Raw genomic sequence first — 19404 nt, 5'->3', positions numbered from 1 at the left:
GATTTTTACCAAGCAGATCTTGCCCGCGTGCAAGCGATGATGCAAGATTATGATGATAGCGAGATTTTATTGATTGGTCGTCGTCATGTCCGTAGTAATAATTCATGGCTGCACAACAGTCATCGCTTGGTCAAAGGTAAGCCACGCTGCACCCTGATGCTACATCCTGAGACGGCTGAGCAGTACGGTATACAAGATGGTCAAGATGTCAGAGTCACCTCGCGCGTCGGTAGCGTAATTATTCCAGCAGAAGTTACTGATGAGTTGATGCCAAATGTCGTGAGTATTCCACATGGTTTTGGACATGGTCGCAAAGGCGTGAAGCAAAAAATCGCCCAAGCGCATGCAGGCGTCAGTGTGAATGACTTGACAGATGATACTTTGATTGATGAGTTAAGCGGTAATGCCGCGGTGAACGGGGTGCCTGTGCAATTGGAAGCTATACATGCAGAAACTATATTCTCAGAAGCTGCTAAGTCAGACAGTTCGAACTCTTCGTCACATTCAAAAGCTGAGTCGGGTAGCGCTGCATAAATGCAATCAGTACTATAGTTAAAGTTGGACTCGAAAGCACTTATTTATAATGATAAGCGCTTTTTATTTACCTTATTAATTTGTCTTAGACTAAATCTAGATACCGATAAAATCAAAATCAACCTCAGGTATCTCGCCTTGTATTAGTAAGCTAATCGCTTTAGCCGAGCCGCAAGCATGGGTCCAGCCAAGCGTACCATGACCAGTATTCAGCCATAAATTATCAAAAGCCGCTTGCATATTGCGACTGCCATGACGAACTTGACCAAGATGGGCGCGTCCTATTAATGGTACATTTGATGGTGTCATTGGTCGTAACCCTGTCCAATATTGTACAGAGCTGGCAATGATGCCTTTAGGAAATAACTGCTGCACGCGGCGAGTGATGGCTTCACAGCGTACGGTATTCAAATCTAAGTTGTAGCCGTTAAACTCTGCTGTCCCTGCCACTCGCAATTTATCACCAAGACGTGAAGTCACCAGTTTAAACTCATCATCAATCAAACTGACAAAGGGTGCTAGATGGGGTGCTCGTGGATTGATTTGATAAGTGGCTGAGTAGCCTTTAGCAGGGAAAATAGGCAGATGCATATTAAGGGGTTTCATTAAGGCGACGCTATAACTACCAAGCGCCAATACATGACTATCAGCGCTAAAGGTTTGCGCATTTTCGCCTTTGGGTCGAATGGTAATGCTATGTACGTGCGGACGCGCAGAGTCAGCATCCGTATTAATCGCTACAATCTCAGTATCATATAAAAACTTAACGCCATCCTCGGCGCAGTGTTCAGCTAAACGCTGGGTAAATAAATGAGCATTACCTGACTCATCATGGCTGGTATACGTCGCGCCTTTGAGCTTATGCGCAATGGGATAAAGTGCTGGCTCGAGACTAACGGCATTATTGATGTCAATAACATAACGCTCGCAGCCGAGCGCCTGCATACGCTCTGTAGGCGCTATCGCAGCATCAAACTCAGCTTGATTGGTATAAAAATGCATGATGCCGCGCGTTTGCTGTTCATAATCAATGCCAATATCAGTACGTAATTGTTGTAAAGCATCGCGTGAGTATAATCCTAAGCGTACCATTTGTACCAAATTAGCATCAGCACGATCTGCACGGCACTCTTGCAAGAATTGCATTGCCCATTTAAGTTGTGCCTTATCAGCACGCAGACGATATAGCAGCGGCGCATCTTCTTTAAATAGCCATTTTAACGCTTTTATCGGTGCAGTAGGATTTGCCCAAGGAGTGGCATGCGAGACAGATATCTGTCCGCCATTGGCAAATGAGGTTTGCATACCTGCGCCAGATTCACGCTCAATCACAGTCACATCATAGCCTGCTTGGCGTAGATACCATGCGGTGGTCACGCCCACCACGCCTGCTCCGAGTACCGCAATATGGGTCATAGATTACTCTGCTGCGATTGATAAAAATAGATGAGAACGTGCTTATCTGGTATTACTTTGGACGAGCAACATCCGCTTGTAGCGCTGGCGGTAAATCCAATAGAGTAAGACTACTTTCAGCCAACTGCTCTGGACGAGCCACGACCAATGCCTCAAAGCCCTCACTAGTAGCAATCGCATTGACCACTTGTACCTTATCCAGTTTTTCACCAGCGGCAGGGGTTGTATCTGAGCCTTTTACACTTGTTCCTTTTACATAGTGCAAAAACGCTTTCGGCGCTGATTTAAAGTAAATACGGGCAATCACTTCTTGACCCAAATAACAGCCTTTATCATAGTCCATACCGCCGCGCTGATGTAGACGCAGCTCTTGCGGTTGGAACTCGCCTTGCGTCGCTGCCACTATCCAATAGTTGCCAGTCGCGATACTAGACTGCATCCAAGCTTGGATATTCTCAGACGTATTGTGGTCGTTCTGATGGCTAAAAGTCGGCACACTATCAATAACACAAGGATAAATCGGCATTGGGGCACTGGTATCAAACTTTGAAAATGCACCAAATTTTTTTAAATGTCCTTGGAAAGCATCTGCGCAATCGGCACTGATGACCACGTCAAAATGCTTTTCAGCCTGTTTTTTAATCCAGATGCCAAATTCTATGCGACCTTTTAAATTACCGATGGCTGCGGCTTGATAACTAAGTCCGAGCTTGGTGACGTCACAAGTTAATTGTCCTTGTAAGAATTTTTCGGCATCCTCGCCTTGGATAGACAATTGGGAAAACTGCGGCAATGCCGCTGCATTGATAGATTGAGTCATTGTTATTATCCCTATAATGAGAGGTTTTTCATAAATCGTTAAAGGTTGAAAATAAGGGTCATAAAAGTGGTATGTCAGATGTTTATGAGAAGACAGACAACTATAAAATCATATAAGGTTAAGAAGAGTACCACAAAACACACCCTCATAAAAAACGTCATCGTTAAGATGGCTATCAAGCGTTAAATTGGGCACAGCCAGTGGTTTTCAAGCGCACAAATTGGTTAAAGATGACGAGTTACGGTACAATATAAGCTCTGGAATAAACCTAATGTATGATGGCTGCCGAGGGAATTATGAGCTTACCAAATTGTCCGAAATGTGATGCTGAATATACGTATGAAGATGGCGCGTTACTAGTATGCCCGATGTGTGCTCATGAATGGACAGCGGCAGAAACCGATGTAGCACAATCTGAAGATCAAGATACGGTCATTCGCGATGCCGTTGGTAATGAATTGCAAGACGGCGATGCCGTGACCGTCATTAAAGATTTGAAAGTCAAAGGCTCTTCAACCATCATCAAAGTAGGAACCAAAGCAAAAAGCATTCGCCTATTGCCAGACGCTACCGATGGTCACGATATCGACTGTAAACTTGATGGCTATGGTCCGATGAAGCTTAAATCATCCGTGGTTAAAAAGGCATAAGCTGTACATTTATTGTGAATAAAGTAATACAAATCACTAAATAAAAAACGATTAAGTAGAGAATGACGATGAGCACTAAAAACGAACAGCTATTCGCGCAAGCACGTAAGCATATCCCTGGTGGTGTAAACTCACCTGTCCGTGCTTTTGCAGGGGTCGGTGGTACGCCAATCTTTATGCATCGTGCCAACGGGAGTAAGATTTATGATACTGAAGACAATGCTTATATTGATTATGTTGGCTCTTGGGGGCCAATGATTTTGGGTCATGCCCATCCAAAAGTCATTGATGCGGTCAAAAAAGCTGCTGATGACGGTCTAAGCTTTGGTACGCCAACGCCTTTTGAAACTACCGTTGCTGATAAGATTTGTGAAATCGTTCCGAGTGTTGAAATGATCCGTATGACCAGCTCAGGTACAGAGGCGACCATGAGTGCGATTCGTCTGGCACGTGGTTATACTCAGCGCGACAAAATCGTCAAGTTCGAAGGTTGCTACCATGGTCATTCAGATAGTCTACTAGTAAAAGCAGGTTCAGGCATGCTGGATATTGGTGAGCCCACATCAAAAGGTGTGCCAGCAGATTTTGCCAAGCACACGATTACCATTCGTTATAATGACCCACAAGCGATTAAAGATTGTTTTGAGAAATGGGGCGAAGAAATTGCCTGCGTTATCTTAGAGCCTATCGCTGGTAACATGAACATGGTGATTCCGAGCCAAGAGTTCCATGATACGTTGCGCGAGCAGTGTACTGCCAATGGCGCAGTATTGATTTTTGATGAAGTGATGACCGGCTTTCGCGTCGGACTTGGCGGTGCGCAAGCGCATTTTGGTATCGACCCTGACTTAACCTGCTTTGGTAAAATCATTGGTGCGGGTCTACCTGTTGGTGCTTTCGGTGGCAAAAAAAATGTCATGTCTTGTATCGCGCCACTTGGCGGTGTCTATCAAGCGGGTACATTATCCGGTAATCCATTAGCGATGCGCGCCGGTATAGCCATGTTTGAAGACTTAACTGCCGAGGGTTTTTATGACGAGCTAGCAGCGAAAGTAGATCATTTAGTTGATGGCTTCCAAGCGGCTGCTGACAAGCATGGTATCAATATGCGTACCAATAAATTGGGTGGTATGTTTGGTATGTTCTTTGTCAAAGACAGTGCGACCACTGTCCCTCAAAACTTTGATGACGTGACCGAGTGTGATATGGATGTGTTTAACACTTTCTTCCACGGTATGCTTGATCGCGGTATCTACCTTGCACCGTCTGCTTATGAGGCCGGCTTTATGTCTATCAAGCATAGTGCTGAAGATATCGAAGCGTCTATTAAAGCCGCTGATGAGATATTTGCAGAAATGGCAAAAGCATAACGAGTTTATCTAAGACTCACATGCTTAAAAGAACCAGTATGAGAGATCATGCTGGTTTTTTTTATTGATAATAAATACGAGTCTTAGTGTGTCCGTATTTTATCGAACTTCTTATCTGTTAAGCTTAAATTACCGCGCAGCACATCCGCATACATACGAAAATCACTGGCAAAACTTTTTAATGGGGATTTAAAAGAGGCGGGCTTATTCTTTTCAAAGAAAAAATGTCCAATCCAAGCACAGCCATATCCTGCGACAACGCCTTTAAGCAGAGGCTTTACTGAACGGCTCTTAACAGATTTGGCCAAGCCGATTAATCCAAAACTACTGCCTGCAAAATGTAATCGACGACACGCCATATTTTGATGTTCATTCAGATAAAAATCATAAAATGATTGTTTGACTGAGTCGTCTGCTTTTATCAGCTGGTTCTGGGTATCGTTTTTAGCCGCTGTGACTTTAGCTAGTGATGTTGGTGTGGCGCTGTTATTCATTGATTTGGCTTCCTTGCAGAGTATGTCTCATCCATCCGTGATGAGGTCTTATAGCAGAATGAAATAGCTTGATACCATAATTACCATCGGTAAGCGCTTGTTCTCTATTATAATATAGACAATGGCGACCGTAGCAAGTCAATTTTGGACAAATAAGTGCTAAGAGTAGATGATATCTTTTAGTTTAAAAGTTGGTTTAACTTGCTTGTCTTCAATGTTTGGCAGTTGTAGGCGCTCACTTGCTAGCCTTTAGCATACATGTTTTAATGGCGAAAATTGTGCACGTCCGCGTGATTGGTCGCGTTTTTATAATTAAAGAACTCTTATTTCTGACTCAATGTATTCTCTTTTTTAAAAGATTAAGTCCTTTTAAATATCTTTTTATTTGACACGGTAATGACCTCACTTATGCCTATTGACTATCTAAAGAACCCACCACTTGCAGAAGATGAAATGATGGCAGCCATTGATATTGGCTCCAACAGTTTTCATCTCGCCATTGCTCGCCTTGATCATGGTGAGGTGCGAAAAGTAGTGTCTATGTCTGAAAAAGTGCAGCTGGCGGCTGGATTGGACGAAAACAATATTTTGAGTGCGGCAGCTGAAAAGCGTGGTCTAGAATGTCTGAGCCGTTTTGTCGCACGCTTAGATTCTGTACCTCCTGAGCGTATCCGTATCGTCGCAACCAATGCTTTACGTCAAGCCAAAAACGCCAATGATTTTATCGTTCATGCTAATAAAATCTTACCCAAGCCTATTGAGATTATTGCAGGACGTGAAGAGGCGCGCTTGATTTATTTGGGCGTCTCGCATACCAATGCCAGTAGCGATAAGCGTTTGGTCATTGATATTGGTGGCGGCTCAACAGAATTTATTATTGGTCAGGAGTTTGATCCACTATTGACTGAAAGTTTACAGATGGGCTGTGTCTCCTTTACACAAAAATACTTTGCTGATGGGCAAATTACCAAAGAAGCGTTCAATAATGCCATCTCAAGCGCACGTAAGGAGATTTTGGCAATCAATGGTCGCTACCAAAAAATGGGTTGGAGCAGTGTCATTGGCTCAAGTGGGACGATTAAAGCGGTGCGTAATGTCTTGGTCTCTAAGGGCTGGGCGGATGAGCAAGAACGTATCACTTATAAAGGGGTCAAAAAATTAGAAAAATTATTGCTTAAGATTGGTAATGTCGATGATATTGAGTTAGAAGGCGTCAAAGAGCATCGCAAAGCCGTATTTCCAGCGGGAGTTGCTGTCTTACGAGCTGCCATGCAAGTGCTAGGTATTGATACCATCACTTACTCTGATGGGGCGTTACGTGAAGGCGTGATGTACGATATGCTTGGGCGTTTTGCCAGCGAAGATGTGCGTGACCGCAGTGTGCTGGCATTGATTAAACGGTATTCGGGTGATAAAAATCAAGCTAAGCAAGTGGTCAAAACCAGTCGTCGCCTATTTGAGCAAGTACAAGCGCAACTAGGACTCAGTACCGAAGACGGTGATTTGCTCAGACGAGCAGCGTTTTTGCACGAGATAGGGTTAGCGATTGCTCATAGCAGCTATCATAAACACAGCGCCTACTTGATGGAATACTCTGATATTCCTGGGTTCTCGCAAGTTGACCAAAAGCGTATGGCGCAGCTGATGCTCAATCATCGCCGTAAGCTAAAAGTAGACATGCTAGAGCAGACCTGTACTATCGGTGGTAATCAGCTCGTTTATCTCTGTCTACTGCTACGTTTGGCAGTACTGGCGCACCATAGTCGCAGTGACTATGAGTTACCAGCGTTAGCGCTAAAAGTGATGGATGAGAACTGCTGGCAAATAACGGTCAGTGACGATAGTGAGCATTATGCTTTCTTATTATCAGATTTGCATACCGAAATTGAACAATTTGCCAAATGGGGCGTCAAGTTGAGCGTCGTTGAGGGTTAAAGATTTATCCGTTTAGACTGTTATAGATATAGTCTGAATTTGATTAAAAATAACGTAACAAAAGCGGTGTTGTCGGTAATGTTATGGCATATAAGATGTGCTATTATAGTTTTATTGAGTTTACAACTGTACTTTTAATCTTTTAGTACTGATAATAATGCCATTATTTAACATCGCTCTATTAAACATAATTACGAAAGGGAAGCGTCTATGAGTACCGTCTGGGATAGCGTTCAGCTTGCACGGCATGCCAAACGTCCATTATTTATGGATTATGTGAATCAGCTGTTTACCGAATTTGATGAGTTACATGGTGACCGTGCTTTTGCTGATGACAAAGCCATTCTAGGTGGGCTTGCGCGCCTAAACGGTATGCCAGTGATGGTCGTTGGACAACACCGTGGTCGTAGCACCCGCGAGCGCATTGCTCATAATTTTGGTATGGCAAACCCTGAAGGCTATCGTAAAATTATTCGTTTGGTCAAAATGGCTGAGCGCTTTAATATTCCGGTGATGACCTTTGTCGATACCCAAGGCGCTTATCCTGGTATTGGCGCGGAAGAGCGGGGACAGGCGCAAGCCATTGCCGAAAGCATTGCTGTGTTTTCAAGTCTAAAAGTGCCTATCATCGTTACTATCATTGGTGAAGGCGGTTCAGGCGGTGCATTGGCAATTGGGGTTGGTGATAAAGTGAATATGCTACAAAACAGTATTTATTCAGTCATTTCACCTGAAGGCTGTGCCTCTATTCTGTGGAAAACGGCTGAAAAAGCGCAAGATGCTAGTGAAGCATTAAAGTTAAATGCCATTAATCTCTATCAGATGGGCTTGATTGATGCGGTTATCGACGAAGGCGAGGGTGCCCATGTGCAGCCACAGCCAGTCATGAATGCGCTAAAAGCATTACTCGTTGAGCAACTAGACGAGCTTAAAGATTTGGATGCGCATGAGCGTTGTGAGCAGCGTTATGAAAAGCTGAAATCCTTTAACTCAGAAGTGATGTTGCCTTGCTAGTGCTCTAGGCTGCTAGATGGCTAATGGTTAGCTTTTAGCACTGAAGGTCTGTGCTTAATGTTAAAATAAAAACGTGTCATTTTATGGCACGTTTTTTTGTGCGGATTCATTTATCCTAGCAAAACTGCATTGGCTTTAGAGTAGTTTAATGATTAATAAGGTTAATAATGACTAATAGTGCAATCCTCCCATATCCTATTGAGCCAATTCTAGAGCTGCCGATAGATACGAAGCTGGCAGAAGCATTATTAAGTAGCTTGATTGAGTATGGCGAACAACTACATGGTCGTCGAGTTTGGCTGGCCTGTAGTGGTGGGCGTGATTCATTGGCATTAGCAGCGCTTTGTGTGCAGCTCTATAACCAAGGTAAGCTGCCATTTTTACCGCAACTATTGCATGTCAATCATGGCCTGCAAGCGAATAGTAATATTTGGGCGCAGCATGTGACTGATTGGGCAGCTGCTCAAAAGATACCTTGCACTATTTTGCAGGCGCACGTCATCGGACATGATGAGCAAGCGGCACGGCAAGCACGTTATGACGTGATGCGCGCGCAACTCAATCAAAATGATGTTTTATTGTTAGCACACCATGCTGATGACCAAGCAGAAACAGTATTGATGCGCCTAATTCAAGGGGCTGGGGCGAATGGTTTGTCAGGTATGCAGCCGTGGCGTGTACAAACGCAGGGCATGCATCGCATTGTATTATGGCGACCTTGGCTTACCATACAGCGCGCTAGTATTAGCGCCTATGCTAAGCGCCTAAAGCTACCCTATATCGATGATCCGACCAATGAAGGCGGTGATAATGTCCGTAGTGGACTGCGCCGTGACATCATGCCAGTGTTGGCGAAATACAATCCTAATGTCATTGATAATATTGCTCGGAGTGCGCAGCTACTAAGCGATGCGCAATTAATAGTTAATGCACAAGCGGCAAAGGATTTACAGCAAACAGAGGTAGCATCATTACAGCTATTACCTGCACAGCGCGTGCTAAATATAGATAAGCTACAACAATTACCACTTTATCGCCAGCGCCAACTATTACATCATTGGCTTGGTCAAGATGAGCCTTTACCGCCTGCTAAACAGCTTGTCGATGATGTATTAGGTTTAAGCCAACGTGATGACCATGACCATCAAACGATGCTTTTTTGGCAAGGTCGCAAGCAATCCTATACTATTCGTCGTTACCGTCAGCAGCTTTATCGGCTTAGCAGTGACTGGCTTAAGTGGCTTAAACTGCCGCTTGCTGAGCAAACGCTATCGTTATCTGTTCCTCTATTACTGGCTAATCATTTACCTGAGCATCAGCCCATATCAATCACTTTACGGAGTGACCAAAATATTACTTGGCAAGTGCAGATGATACCAAATGAGCTGTTGCGCCTATTAGATGATATAGCATTAAAGGCAACATTAAAGCCAGTGCTGAAAATAACACCATTACATCGCAACACACGCATCCAAACCGCACTGGCAACCCGACCGCAAGTAGGTAAAAAGCTTTATCAAACTTTAGGTATTCCATCATGGATGCGTGAGAGTTTGGCAGTGGTGCATGTTACGTTTAGAAATGCAGAAGACGAGATAACGATAGAGCTGCCTTTATTGTTATTATCGCCCTTTGAACGCTGGGTGTTAGGCTCAGATAAATCAGATCCTAAGTTTAATACTGATAGTAAGCATCTTGCTGCAACTGTGAATAGCTATTTACGATCAAATAATCCCCTCTAAATAATAGAGAAGTGATGTGCGATATTGCGGTTATCATCAGCTAAACTCGATGGTTCCCTTGCTGAATTTACTAAACGGTGCCAGTAGCAGTATGGTAAACTGAGTGTCATTTTACCTATCATTATGTTAGTTTAAATGCCTTTGCATTTTTTGAGTAGGAGACATGTATGTCAGTATTAGATAATAAGAAAATCAGCTTTATCGGCGGCGGCAATATGGCGCAAGCTTTGATTAGCGGGCTTATGAGCTGCGGTGTCAAACCGAGCCTCATTACGGTTGCCGATCCTAATAATGAGGCGCGCGCGCAATTATCTGCTAAAGGGTTAAATACGGTTGACCCAACTACCGATGCAAAAGCGGCTGTTATCGACGCTGACATCGTGGTGCTAGCAGTCAAGCCGCAAGTCATGAAAGCAGTGGTCAGTAGCTTTGCTGATGCCTTAGACAAGCAGCTGGTGATTTCAGTGGCAGCAGGTTTATCGACAGCGCTTTTATCTGACATGTTGGGTGGTTATGGCAATATTGTCCGTGCGATGCCAAATACACCAGCGATGATTCAGATGGGTGCGACTGGTCTCTATGGTACAGATGATATTTCTGCCGAACAAAAGCAGCTGGCAACTGCGGTGATGGAAGCATCAGGGCTTGTGATGTGGGTCGATAAGGAAGAACACATGCATGCAGTAACGGCAGTCTCAGGTTCAGCACCAGCCTATATGTTTTATATTATCGAATCGATGGTCGATGGGGCAATAGCTTTAGGATTGGATAAAGAGCAAGCTTCGGCGCTCGCGATGCAAACCATGCTAGGTGCGGCAAAAATGGCAATGGGTAGCGAAGATGCGCCTGCTGAATTACGTCGCAAAGTGACTTCGCCAAATGGTACGACCCAAGCTGCGATTGAGTCCATGCAAGCCAATGACATCGGTCGTCAAATCAGTGAAGCCATGCAAGCCTGCTATGATCGCAGCCAAGCGTTAAGCGAAGAGATGAGTAAATAAGCATCTACTGTAAACACTCTATTGATAGGGTATGTCATGATTCATAAGATACCCTATTTATAACCATAAAAAACGCCTGATACTGACATTTGTCATCCTAAAACCCGTTAATACTGTCACATTGAGTAGCGCTTCATGAACAACATATTATTGCAAATTTTTGATTTGGTCACTACCATCGCCATGATGTTGGTGTTTATTCGTTTTATGCTGCAATTTGCCGGTATGGACGCTAGTAATCCTATGATTGCGCCTGCTTATAAAGCGACCCATATCGTCGATGTATTTGGACGCATTTTTCCAACCGTCGGACAAGGTCGCATTAATATTGCTGCTATTGTGCTGATGTTTTTGATTCGCCTGATTGATATTGCAGGAAAAGCAGCATTAACGCATAAAGGTATTGCGCCAGTGCCATTATTTTTTACCGGCACCATCAGCTTGGTTTTAGACTTTTTGCGCATGTGCCGCTATCTTGTCATCGGCTCTATCATCGTTAGCTGGATTGTAGTATTTACACAATCTCAGCATCCGATTATCGGTATTATTGTTGATTTGGCAGAGCCAATTTTGGCACCGTTTCGTCGTATTACGCCAAACTTAGGCATGCTTGATTTATCGCCAATGATTGCCTTTTTTGCCTTTTATCTACTTGAGATATTTATCGGTGGATTGGCATCAAGCTTTATGCCGATGTTGGGCTAAGCTAGCTAGGTTAATAAGATTTACTGTGTGATAAAAAATTCAAGCAAAAAGGCGTTCTATCAAAGATAGAGCGCCTTTTTTATGTTTGTCGTGTATATAAAGTTAAATACTAAAAGCGGACAAAGCGATTGGGTATCAATTGCGCTTTAGCATCTTCAGGGTGCGGTACATCAGCGGCACGTAAGGTTTGAGTAATCCAGCTATCCGCTGCCTTAACTGCATCGATAAGCGCATCACCTATTGCCAACCGTCCAGCAATAAAGCTGGCTAGCGAACAGCCAGAACCATGAAACTCGCCATCTAAGCGTGGCAAAATACTTTTATGTACCATTTCACCTTTTACGTAGAGATACTGCTCAATATCACCGCTATCAAAATCGTGTGAGGTTTTTACCAATACTGCATAGGTTCCTTGTGCGCATAATTTTTGCGCACCTAGATGCAAATCTTGCTCAGCACTCAAGGCACGCAGCTCATGGGTATTTGGGGTGATTAAGGTGGCATAAGGTAGTAGCTGCTTAAAGGCGCTGACCAGCGTCTGCTCATCGCCCAGACTGCCACCACTATTGGCGACCAATACTGGGTCCAATACAAAAGGTGTGTCCTTAAGGATAGTCTCATCAGCAAATAAGCTAGTTAGCATAGCAATATTATCAGTCGTACCAAGCATGCCTGACTTAATAACGGTAACAGGCAAATCATCGAGCACTGCTACGGCTTGATCTTTGACCAAACTTGCCGTACATGCCTCAAAGCCAATGACCTGCTGCGAGCTTTGTACAGTAATCGCAGTACAGGCGATGGCAGCATGAGCGCCTGCTTGTCCGATGGCTTCAATATCCGCCTGTAATCCTGCCCCACCTGAGGGATCTAATCCTGAAAAGCACAATACGACTGGTCGCATAACACATCCTTTGATATCTTTTATAATAAGTAGCAAATACTATAGCCATCCTCTGCCAAAAAAGCCATAAAGACCATTAAATCGTTAATTATGCAAAAAGCATGATTAAAAGCTCATAGAATGCTTGCAATTCGTTTTGGCTTTGCTATAATACTCGCCCACGGCATAAGACGTATCGTTAGCATCGATACTATGTTTAAAGAGGTATTTTTAGTAAAAATACTTTGATAAGTGTCTTAAATCGTTAGGTGAAGTGGGTGAGTGGCTGAAACCAGTTCCCTGCTAAGGAACCATACGTGTAAGCGTATCGAGGGTTCGAATCCCTCCTTCACCGCCATTTATTCCGTTGTTATTAGAGTAATCACGCAAAAAAATAGCGTTAATTATCTTCTATTATGTTAAATGAAAAAATAATTTGAATTTAACTAAAAAAGATGTTGACACAAGCGAAATTATCTATATAATAACGAACCTAATTTACTGCAATTGTTATTAACAAAGCAGTAAATGATGTGTAAAGTACGCGCTTGTAGCTCAGTTGGATAGAGCACTTGGCTACGAACTAAGGGGTCGGGAGTTCGAATCTCTCCAAGCGCACCATTTTACATCATCACTTATTTACTAAATCAATCGCCTGTCTTATGACAATTTGGCGGTTTTTTTACGTCTGCGATTTCTTCATATCCAATTGACTATCCTGAGTATAGTGTACGATAAGTGCCTGAATTACGGTACAATAGCGCTATTATTCATTGCTGGTTATGAGCTTGTAACATGTCAAAGAGTTTACCTAAACGACCAACCAAATCTGCTGCTAAAAATAAAGCGTCAGCACCTCATCCCTCTGGGGGTGAAGAGCTAGCCATTGCTAAACCTAGCACTCGTATGGCAGCGATTCTTTATGATGGTATGTTGATTTTAGCATTATTATTTTTGGTAGGAACGGTGCTGACGGTGATTGGCACCTTGTTGACGATGGAGACAGGCAGCGAGTCATCACAAGCGCAGTCGCTGCCAACATGGTATCAAAACGCTATTATGACGCCGTCGTTTATACTGACGCTGGTGGGGTTCTATGGGCTGTTCTGGCGCCGAGGTGGGCAAACCCTTGGGATGCAGACATGGAGGCTTAAAACCGTTAATAACAATGGTCATCTGCTCACATGGGGGCAATCCTTTAAGCGTATTTTAGCAGCCAGTATCATGCCGCTTATATTCGGCCTCATTGGTAGTGTCATCGGTGGCTCGCGTGCTATTTTATTAACCAGTGCATTTTTGGGATTTGTTTTTAATTATGCTTTTTGTTTATTCAACCGGCGTGGTCTCGCAGTGCAAGATATGCTATCGAATACCATCACCTTAAAAATGCCAAAGACCGAGAATGAAGGACTATGGCGGGTAATTAAAAACCGAAAGCAAGGAAAATAAACAGTATTATCATCGCTATAATCTTCCAATACGCTTTAAGTATTACAGGTTAGCGGTTTGCATCAGCCATATAGTATAACCGACAAAAAGTAATACTAATGTAGTACCAGAGGTGCGACCAAACTGGCGCTTGGTCATAAAGGCAAAGACACAAAGCGCAACGAGCACCAAAGTTATCAATCCCATTACGAGAACGTCGCGTGACAAAATAATTGGATTAGCGGTTATTGGGGTAATAATTGCAGCAACACCCACTACGCCTAGAGTATTAAAAATATTAGAGCCAACAATATTTCCTAATGCCATGTCATGCTCGCCTTTACGGGCCGCTGATACACTAGATACCAACTCTGGTAATGACGTACCAATTGCGACGATGGTTAATCCAATAATGAGCTCGCTTACCCCAAAAGCTGTTGCTAATTCAATAGCGCCCCAAACGATAGCACGTGAGCTCACGACAAGCATCAGTATTCCAACAAATAAGCTTCCTAAGCCTCGGGATAAGCTATGTTCCGTGTGCTCTATGCTGTCTATAACAATATCATTTTCGTGTTCATGATTGCCTTCGCGTAGACTAAGTACAATTTGAAGTCCCAATACTGCCACCAAAACTATCAATAACAATAGGCCATCAGCTTGGCTTAACATCCCGTCACGTAGCTGCCAGGCTGCCAGAATGGTCACCAATAACAATAGCGGTAGATCGCGCTTGACGATACCTTTACGGATAATAATAGGGCTTATAAGTACCGTTACACCCAACACTAATGCAATATTAACAATATTAGAGCCGTAGGCGTTACCTAGTGCTAAATCAGGACTACCTTCAAGGGCTGCCAATACTGACACCACCAACTCAGGTGCTGACGTGCCTATTCCTAAGATTAACACTCCGATCAAAAAACTGGGTACATTTAGCTTTTTTGCTAGGACCATTGCACCATCAATAAAAACATCGGCACTCCAAACAAGAATGGCGAGACCAATCAATACTGCAATAACTGCCAACCACATAAGTATGTTTCCTTAATTCATAATATCAAACCCAAAAAATACGATCAGTCATGTCAAACTCGTTTAGCCTATAAACATCGTGCTGAAATTGGTTTTACTGACACTTATGGTTTGTGAAAATATTATAAGAATATGAGTTTGCAATATAAAAGTGGCATAAAAAAAGCTGAATCTTAATGTGGATTCAGCTTTCATATTGGCATAGAGGTTTTGATCAGATAATAAGAATAACTTCAACAGCTTAGTCGATTATTTATCCTTGCTTTATCCACAAAACTTCGGTTTTCTAACACTTTACGCCACTTGTACAGGGATAATGTTTGCGGTGTCTTTAACCGTATTGTCTTCGTTGCAATAGACCAGTCTTGGCTGATACGTTGACGCTTCAACTTCATCAAAATGTGCATAGGCACAGATGATAACGATATCGCCTAAATCTGCCATATGAGCGGCTGCACCATTTAGCGAGATGATACCAGAGCCCGCTTCAGCGCGGATAGCGTAGGTGCGAAAGCGCTTACCATTGGTGACATTGTAGATATCGATCGATTCGTTTTCACGCAGACCGGCAAGGTCTAATAAATCACCATCAATACCGCATGAGCCTTCGTAATGTAGCTCAGCATGAGTAACACGGGCGCGATGTAATTTGCACTTGAGCATATTAAGTAGCATAGGTTGCTTCCTTAGTGTAACGGATATAAATGAGTTAAATCAAAACGTTAATTGGGACAAGCGTATTAGAATAAAAGGCTATTATAATGAAAATGCCATTTATTTAGGTAATTTAAAGCCATTAATTTGTGCACGTGCTTTTTCGATATCACCACCTAATAATAAAGGCAAGGCGTCAAATGCTGCTGACAAAGCACTATCAATCGCAATCTGTTCATCATTAGAAGCTTTTGAGAGCACATGACCGCTGACTTTAGACTTATGGCCCGGATGACCAATACCCACACGCAGGCGATGAAAATCGTTACCAATATGCGGGGTAATGTCACGCAGACCGTTATGACCGCCATGACCACCGTTGGTTTTTAGCTTGATGCTACCCGCTGGGATATCGAGCTCGTCATGGACAATCAGCAGCTCGTCATTATTAATGCCATAAAATTTAACCATAGGCACGACCGACTGACCTGACTTATTCATAAAGGTCAGCGGCATCAATAGACGCACATCATAGCCATGAATTTGCCCGCGACCTGTCACCCCGTGGAATTTTTTATCAGGGGCAAGGGCGATATTAAACTGCTGCGCCAAATGATGAACGAACCAAAACCCTGCATTATGACGCGTAAACATATACTGCTGACCAGGATTACCAAGACCGACAATAAGCTTTATGGCCATAAAAACACCCTGCTTGACTATAATAAATGGATAGTAAGGATTATGAAGGTGCCATGCATTGAGTAGCATACCTCTGATTTCTTAACCCTTACTTACAAAAACAGCAGGAGATATGCATCACCTGCTATTTTTTTGACTAAATGAACCTAGTATTACATAGCGGACAATAGGTCGCTATGCAAAGCTGGTTTATTATTCGCCGTCTTTGCTTTCGTCAGTACCTTGCTCAGTCGCAGGTACGTCAGTTGCATCAACTTCAGCAGCTGCGTCAACTTCTTCAACTGTCGGTGGCATCATGTTTACGATAGTACGGTCATGACCGTCTTCTAATTCAAGCTCAGCAATAACTACGCCTTCAGGAAGAGTGATATCTGATAGACGGAACAAATCACCGATTTCCATACCAGATACGTCTACTTCTAAATATTCAGGTAGCTGAGATGGTAGGCAGATGATTTCGATGTCCGTTACTAACGTTGATAAAACGCCAGCAGCTTTAGTACCTGGAGCTTCTTCTTTACCAGTAAAATGCACAGGAACATTCATGTGAATTTTTTGACCTTTTACAACGCGCTGGAAATCAGCATGCATTGGGAAGCCTTTAACTGGATGACGTTGTAGATCTTTGATAACGACTTGATGCTCTTGGCCGTCGACATTCAAAGTCAAAATGTGTGAGAAGAACGCTTCAAATTCAAGTGATTTTACTAGCTCATTGATTTTGATAGAGATAGCTATTGGCTGCTCACCACCACCATAGATGATAGCAGGAACTAGGTTCTGCTTACGTAGGCGGCGGCTCGCACCTTTACCTTGAAGCTCAGCAGAACGATCAACTGCGTTTAATGCAAAATGATTAATAGTCATGGATGTAATCCTATAAAAAAATGATGAAGTGTCTGGTCATAAAAAAGTGGATTTGCGACCAATCCACTAATACGTGATGATAGCTAGTATTTGTCGTGCGTGATAAATGCCGCATAATCAAATCTAGCCATGTGCTTAACCTAATGATTGCTATGATAAAAATTACCAAGAAAATCATTATTTTAAACGTGATCAGCACTTTTGGTCATACTGACAGCTTTAAATCATAAAAAACGGTCAGCACAGGCGCGCATTATACGTGATTATGTAATAATAAGAAAGACCTACGTAAAATGGCTATGCAAAACCCTTATGCAAAATACCTATACAAACAACAGCGCAAAACCATTAAGCAAAAAAAGCGCCAAGTAACTAAACTTGGCGCTTTTTTTTATTGACAACAAATCTTAAGCGTCAAACATGGCGCTGATAGATTCTTCATTATTAATACGGCGTAAGCTTTCAGCTAACATTGGCGCAATGCTTACTTGACGAATTTTGCTACAAGCTTTAGCAGCATCAGACAATGGAATGGTATCAGTAACCACAATTTCATCCAATGCCGATTCGCTGATGTTTTTAAGCGCATTACCAGATAAAACAGGGTGAGTGATATAAGCCACTACACGGCGTGCGCCGTTTGCTTTTAGAGCTTCAGCAGCTTTACATAGCGTGCCTGCCGTATCGACCATGTCATCAACGATGACGCAATCACGGTCACGGACATCACCGATGATGTGCATCACTTGTGACTCATTGGCACGGGCACGGCGTTTATCGATAATCGCCATGTCAGTATCGCCCAACTGCTTAGCCATTGCGCGCGCACGTACGACGCCACCGACGTCAGGAGAGACGACCATGATGTTGTCATAATCTTGTTTTTGTAAGTCGTTCAATAGCACAGGCGTGCCATAGATATTATCAACTGGGATATCAAAGAAACCCTGAATCTGATCTGAGTGCAAATCAACGGTCATCACGCGATCGATACTGACGATGTTCAACATGTCAGCGACGACTTTAGCCGAGATAGGTACACGAGCTGAACGAGGACGACGGTCTTGACGGGCATACCCAAAATACGGCATGACTGCTGTAATACGACCAGCACTAGAGCGACGCAAGGCGTCCGCCATCATCATGATTTCCATCAAATTGTCATTGGTTGGTGCACAAGTAGGCTGCATGATAAACACATCTTTACCGCGCACGTGTTCTTTGATTTCTACGGCAATTTCGCCATCAGAAAAACGCGTGATGTCAGCTTTACCAAGAGGTATATGGAGATGATCGGCTACGGTTTTTGCTAATTCTGGGTGGGCATTACCCGTAAAAATCGCCAAATAAGGCATGACAGAAGTCCTATTGATTGACTCAAGCAGCGACCGCTAAGCAGTGTCAAACTGCTCAAATTCAGAAAAGAGTGGTGAAAAGTATTGATGACTACTATTACAGTAAAAAATGGTAGGGGTAGCTGGACTCGAACCAACGGATGTCAGGATCAAAACCTGATGCCTTACCAACTTGGCTATACCCCTGTAATGTCTAGGCTGTGTACGTCGATATCTAAAAGCAACTTTTTTAACAGTTATTGTTAGAATAGCGTCACGACCTGTTCGTTATCTGATAAACGGAAAAACCGTCTAAAACATAACTTTTCCCTAACGGTGCTCATTGCGAACTATACCGAAACTGGGATAACGTTGTCAATGTCAATAAGATAAGCGGCTATCTAAAACTGCTTATAATACATGCGTATCAAACGCTTTGAGCTTAAAAATGGTAGGGGTAGCTGGACTCGAACCAACGGATGTCAGGATCAAAACCTGATGCCTTACCAACTTGGCTATACCCCTATTGAGGCGACCTATTATAAATAAATTTTCAAGTTTTGCAAGTCATTTGCGACTTTTTATGGCTTTTTTTCGTAAAGAGTGAACTCTGAGGTGAGTTAGGCGACTTATTAGTGAAAACTGATAATAATCGTCACCCCTAATTATTGCCAATTGTTTAACGGATTAAGGGGGTTTTACTGTGTGACTATAAAAAAGAATCCCATTGCACCTCTTGCTCGTATCTATAAGCCCGAAAGGGGGCTACAGTTGGCTGAAGGTAATCCTGTTCAGCGAGATTGCCCTAAGCTAAATA

General features: G+C 43.1%; 18 protein-coding genes and 4 tRNA genes. 11 read left to right on the top strand and 11 right to left on the bottom strand.

All coding sequences use genetic code 11. The features are described from left to right. Positions 1–534 (top strand): molybdopterin dinucleotide binding domain-containing protein (locus tag VLN09_RS07690; protein ID WP_325245248.1); only part of this gene is annotated, 534 nt, incomplete at its 5' end. A gap of 96 nt (positions 535–630) precedes the next feature. Here VLN09_RS07690 and VLN09_RS07685 read toward each other — a convergent pair. Then, on the bottom strand, positions 631–1950 hold the full coding sequence (locus VLN09_RS07685; RefSeq protein WP_325245247.1) for a D-amino acid dehydrogenase: 1320 nt from the start codon (positions 1948–1950) through the stop codon (positions 631–633). A 52-nt stretch (positions 1951–2002) separates the two neighbouring features. Then, positions 2003–2770, bottom strand: coding sequence for a folate-binding Fe/S cluster repair protein (locus VLN09_RS07680; protein ID WP_325245246.1), 768 nt, complete (start codon positions 2768–2770; stop codon positions 2003–2005). 296 nt (positions 2771–3066) lie between these two features. Here VLN09_RS07680 and VLN09_RS07675 point away from each other — a divergent pair, with 296 nt between their 5' ends. Together VLN09_RS07675 and hemL are read left to right on the top strand one after the other, a co-directional pair. Then, complete coding sequence (locus VLN09_RS07675) at positions 3067–3420, top strand: zinc ribbon domain-containing protein YjdM (RefSeq protein WP_325245244.1); 354 nt, start codon at positions 3067–3069, stop codon at positions 3418–3420. A gap of 68 nt (positions 3421–3488) precedes the next feature. Next, complete coding sequence (hemL, locus tag VLN09_RS07670; RefSeq protein WP_325245242.1) at positions 3489–4790, top strand: glutamate-1-semialdehyde 2,1-aminomutase; 1302 nt, start codon at positions 3489–3491, stop codon at positions 4788–4790. An 83-nt stretch (positions 4791–4873) separates the two neighbouring features. Here hemL and VLN09_RS07665 read toward each other — a convergent pair whose 3' ends face one another. Beyond that, positions 4874–5284, bottom strand: coding sequence for a DUF962 domain-containing protein (locus VLN09_RS07665; protein ID WP_325245240.1), 411 nt, complete (start codon positions 5282–5284; stop codon positions 4874–4876). Between the two features lie 408 nt (positions 5285–5692). Between VLN09_RS07665 and ppx the strand changes: the two genes are divergently transcribed. The 5 genes from ppx to VLN09_RS07640 all read left to right on the top strand — a co-directional run bounded on the left by ppx (position 5693) and on the right by VLN09_RS07640 (position 11681). Continuing rightward, a complete protein-coding gene (gene ppx / locus VLN09_RS07660) occupies positions 5693–7219 on the top strand; it encodes an exopolyphosphatase (protein WP_325245238.1) in 1527 nt (508 codons plus the stop codon). Positions 7220–7429: 210 nt separating this feature from the next. Further along, entirely contained in the window at positions 7430–8233 is an 804-nt protein-coding gene (locus tag VLN09_RS07655; protein WP_325245236.1) for an acetyl-CoA carboxylase carboxyltransferase subunit alpha, read from the top strand. A 167-nt stretch (positions 8234–8400) separates the two neighbouring features. Next, positions 8401–9975 (top strand): tRNA lysidine(34) synthetase TilS, encoded by a 1575-nt coding sequence (gene tilS, locus VLN09_RS07650; RefSeq protein WP_325245234.1) that lies wholly within the window; start codon positions 8401–8403, stop codon positions 9973–9975. Positions 9976–10142: 167 nt separating this feature from the next. Next, positions 10143–10976, top strand: a complete 834-nt coding sequence (gene proC / locus VLN09_RS07645) for a pyrroline-5-carboxylate reductase (RefSeq protein ID WP_325245232.1) — start codon at positions 10143–10145, stop codon at positions 10974–10976. A 135-nt stretch (positions 10977–11111) separates the two neighbouring features. Beyond that, complete coding sequence (locus VLN09_RS07640; RefSeq protein WP_325245230.1) at positions 11112–11681, top strand: YggT family protein; 570 nt, start codon at positions 11112–11114, stop codon at positions 11679–11681. Between the two features lie 109 nt (positions 11682–11790). Here the strand turns inward: VLN09_RS07640 and VLN09_RS07635 are convergent, their stop codons facing one another. Next, positions 11791–12585, bottom strand: a complete 795-nt coding sequence (locus VLN09_RS07635) for a hydroxymethylpyrimidine/phosphomethylpyrimidine kinase (protein ID WP_325245228.1) — start codon at positions 12583–12585, stop codon at positions 11791–11793. Positions 12586–12832: 247 nt separating this feature from the next. Between VLN09_RS07635 and VLN09_RS07630 the strand changes: the two genes are divergently transcribed. The 3 genes from VLN09_RS07630 (at position 12833) to VLN09_RS07620 (ending at position 14013) form a co-directional block, all read left to right on the top strand. Beyond that, a tRNA-Ser gene (locus VLN09_RS07630) sits at positions 12833–12922 on the top strand. 186 nt (positions 12923–13108) lie between these two features. Next, positions 13109–13185 (top strand) — tRNA-Arg (locus VLN09_RS07625). 174 nt (positions 13186–13359) lie between these two features. Further along, positions 13360–14013 carry an RDD family protein gene (locus tag VLN09_RS07620; protein ID WP_325245226.1) on the top strand — a complete coding sequence of 218 codons (654 nt, stop codon included), beginning with the start codon at positions 13360–13362 and terminating at the stop codon, positions 14011–14013. 42 nt (positions 14014–14055) lie between these two features. On the opposite strand, the gene VLN09_RS07615 is transcribed toward VLN09_RS07620, so the two are convergent. The 7 genes from VLN09_RS07615 to VLN09_RS07585 all read right to left on the bottom strand — a co-directional run bounded on the left by VLN09_RS07615 (position 14056) and on the right by VLN09_RS07585 (position 19112). After that, entirely contained in the window at positions 14056–15030 is a 975-nt protein-coding gene (locus VLN09_RS07615) for a calcium/sodium antiporter (protein ID WP_325245224.1), read from the bottom strand. Positions 15031–15324: 294 nt separating this feature from the next. After that, the gene (gene panD, locus VLN09_RS07610; protein ID WP_011279481.1) at positions 15325–15705 is read right to left on the bottom strand and encodes an aspartate 1-decarboxylase; all 381 of its coding nucleotides are present in this window, start codon (positions 15703–15705) and stop codon (positions 15325–15327) included. A 99-nt stretch (positions 15706–15804) separates the two neighbouring features. Continuing rightward, positions 15805–16386: an aminoacyl-tRNA hydrolase gene (pth, locus tag VLN09_RS07605; RefSeq protein ID WP_325245220.1), complete on the bottom strand. Its 582-nt coding sequence runs from the start codon at positions 16384–16386 to the stop codon at positions 15805–15807. 192 nt (positions 16387–16578) lie between these two features. Then, a complete protein-coding gene (locus tag VLN09_RS07600; protein ID WP_325245218.1) occupies positions 16579–17253 on the bottom strand; it encodes a 50S ribosomal protein L25/general stress protein Ctc in 675 nt (224 codons plus the stop codon). Positions 17254–17660: 407 nt separating this feature from the next. After that, entirely contained in the window at positions 17661–18608 is a 948-nt protein-coding gene (locus tag VLN09_RS07595) for a ribose-phosphate pyrophosphokinase (RefSeq protein ID WP_325245216.1), read from the bottom strand. Positions 18609–18718: 110 nt separating this feature from the next. Next, positions 18719–18794, bottom strand: a tRNA-Gln gene (locus tag VLN09_RS07590). Between the two features lie 242 nt (positions 18795–19036). Then, a tRNA-Gln gene (locus tag VLN09_RS07585) sits at positions 19037–19112 on the bottom strand. Positions 19113–19404 lie beyond the last annotated feature (292 nt).

Origin of the sequence: Psychrobacter sp. (genome assembly GCF_035469765.1) — a bacterium.
Taxonomy (GTDB): Bacteria; Pseudomonadota; Gammaproteobacteria; order Pseudomonadales; family Moraxellaceae; genus Psychrobacter.
The sequence above is the reverse complement of the archived record's forward strand: the minus strand, read 5'-3'. Positions and strand labels throughout refer to the sequence as shown.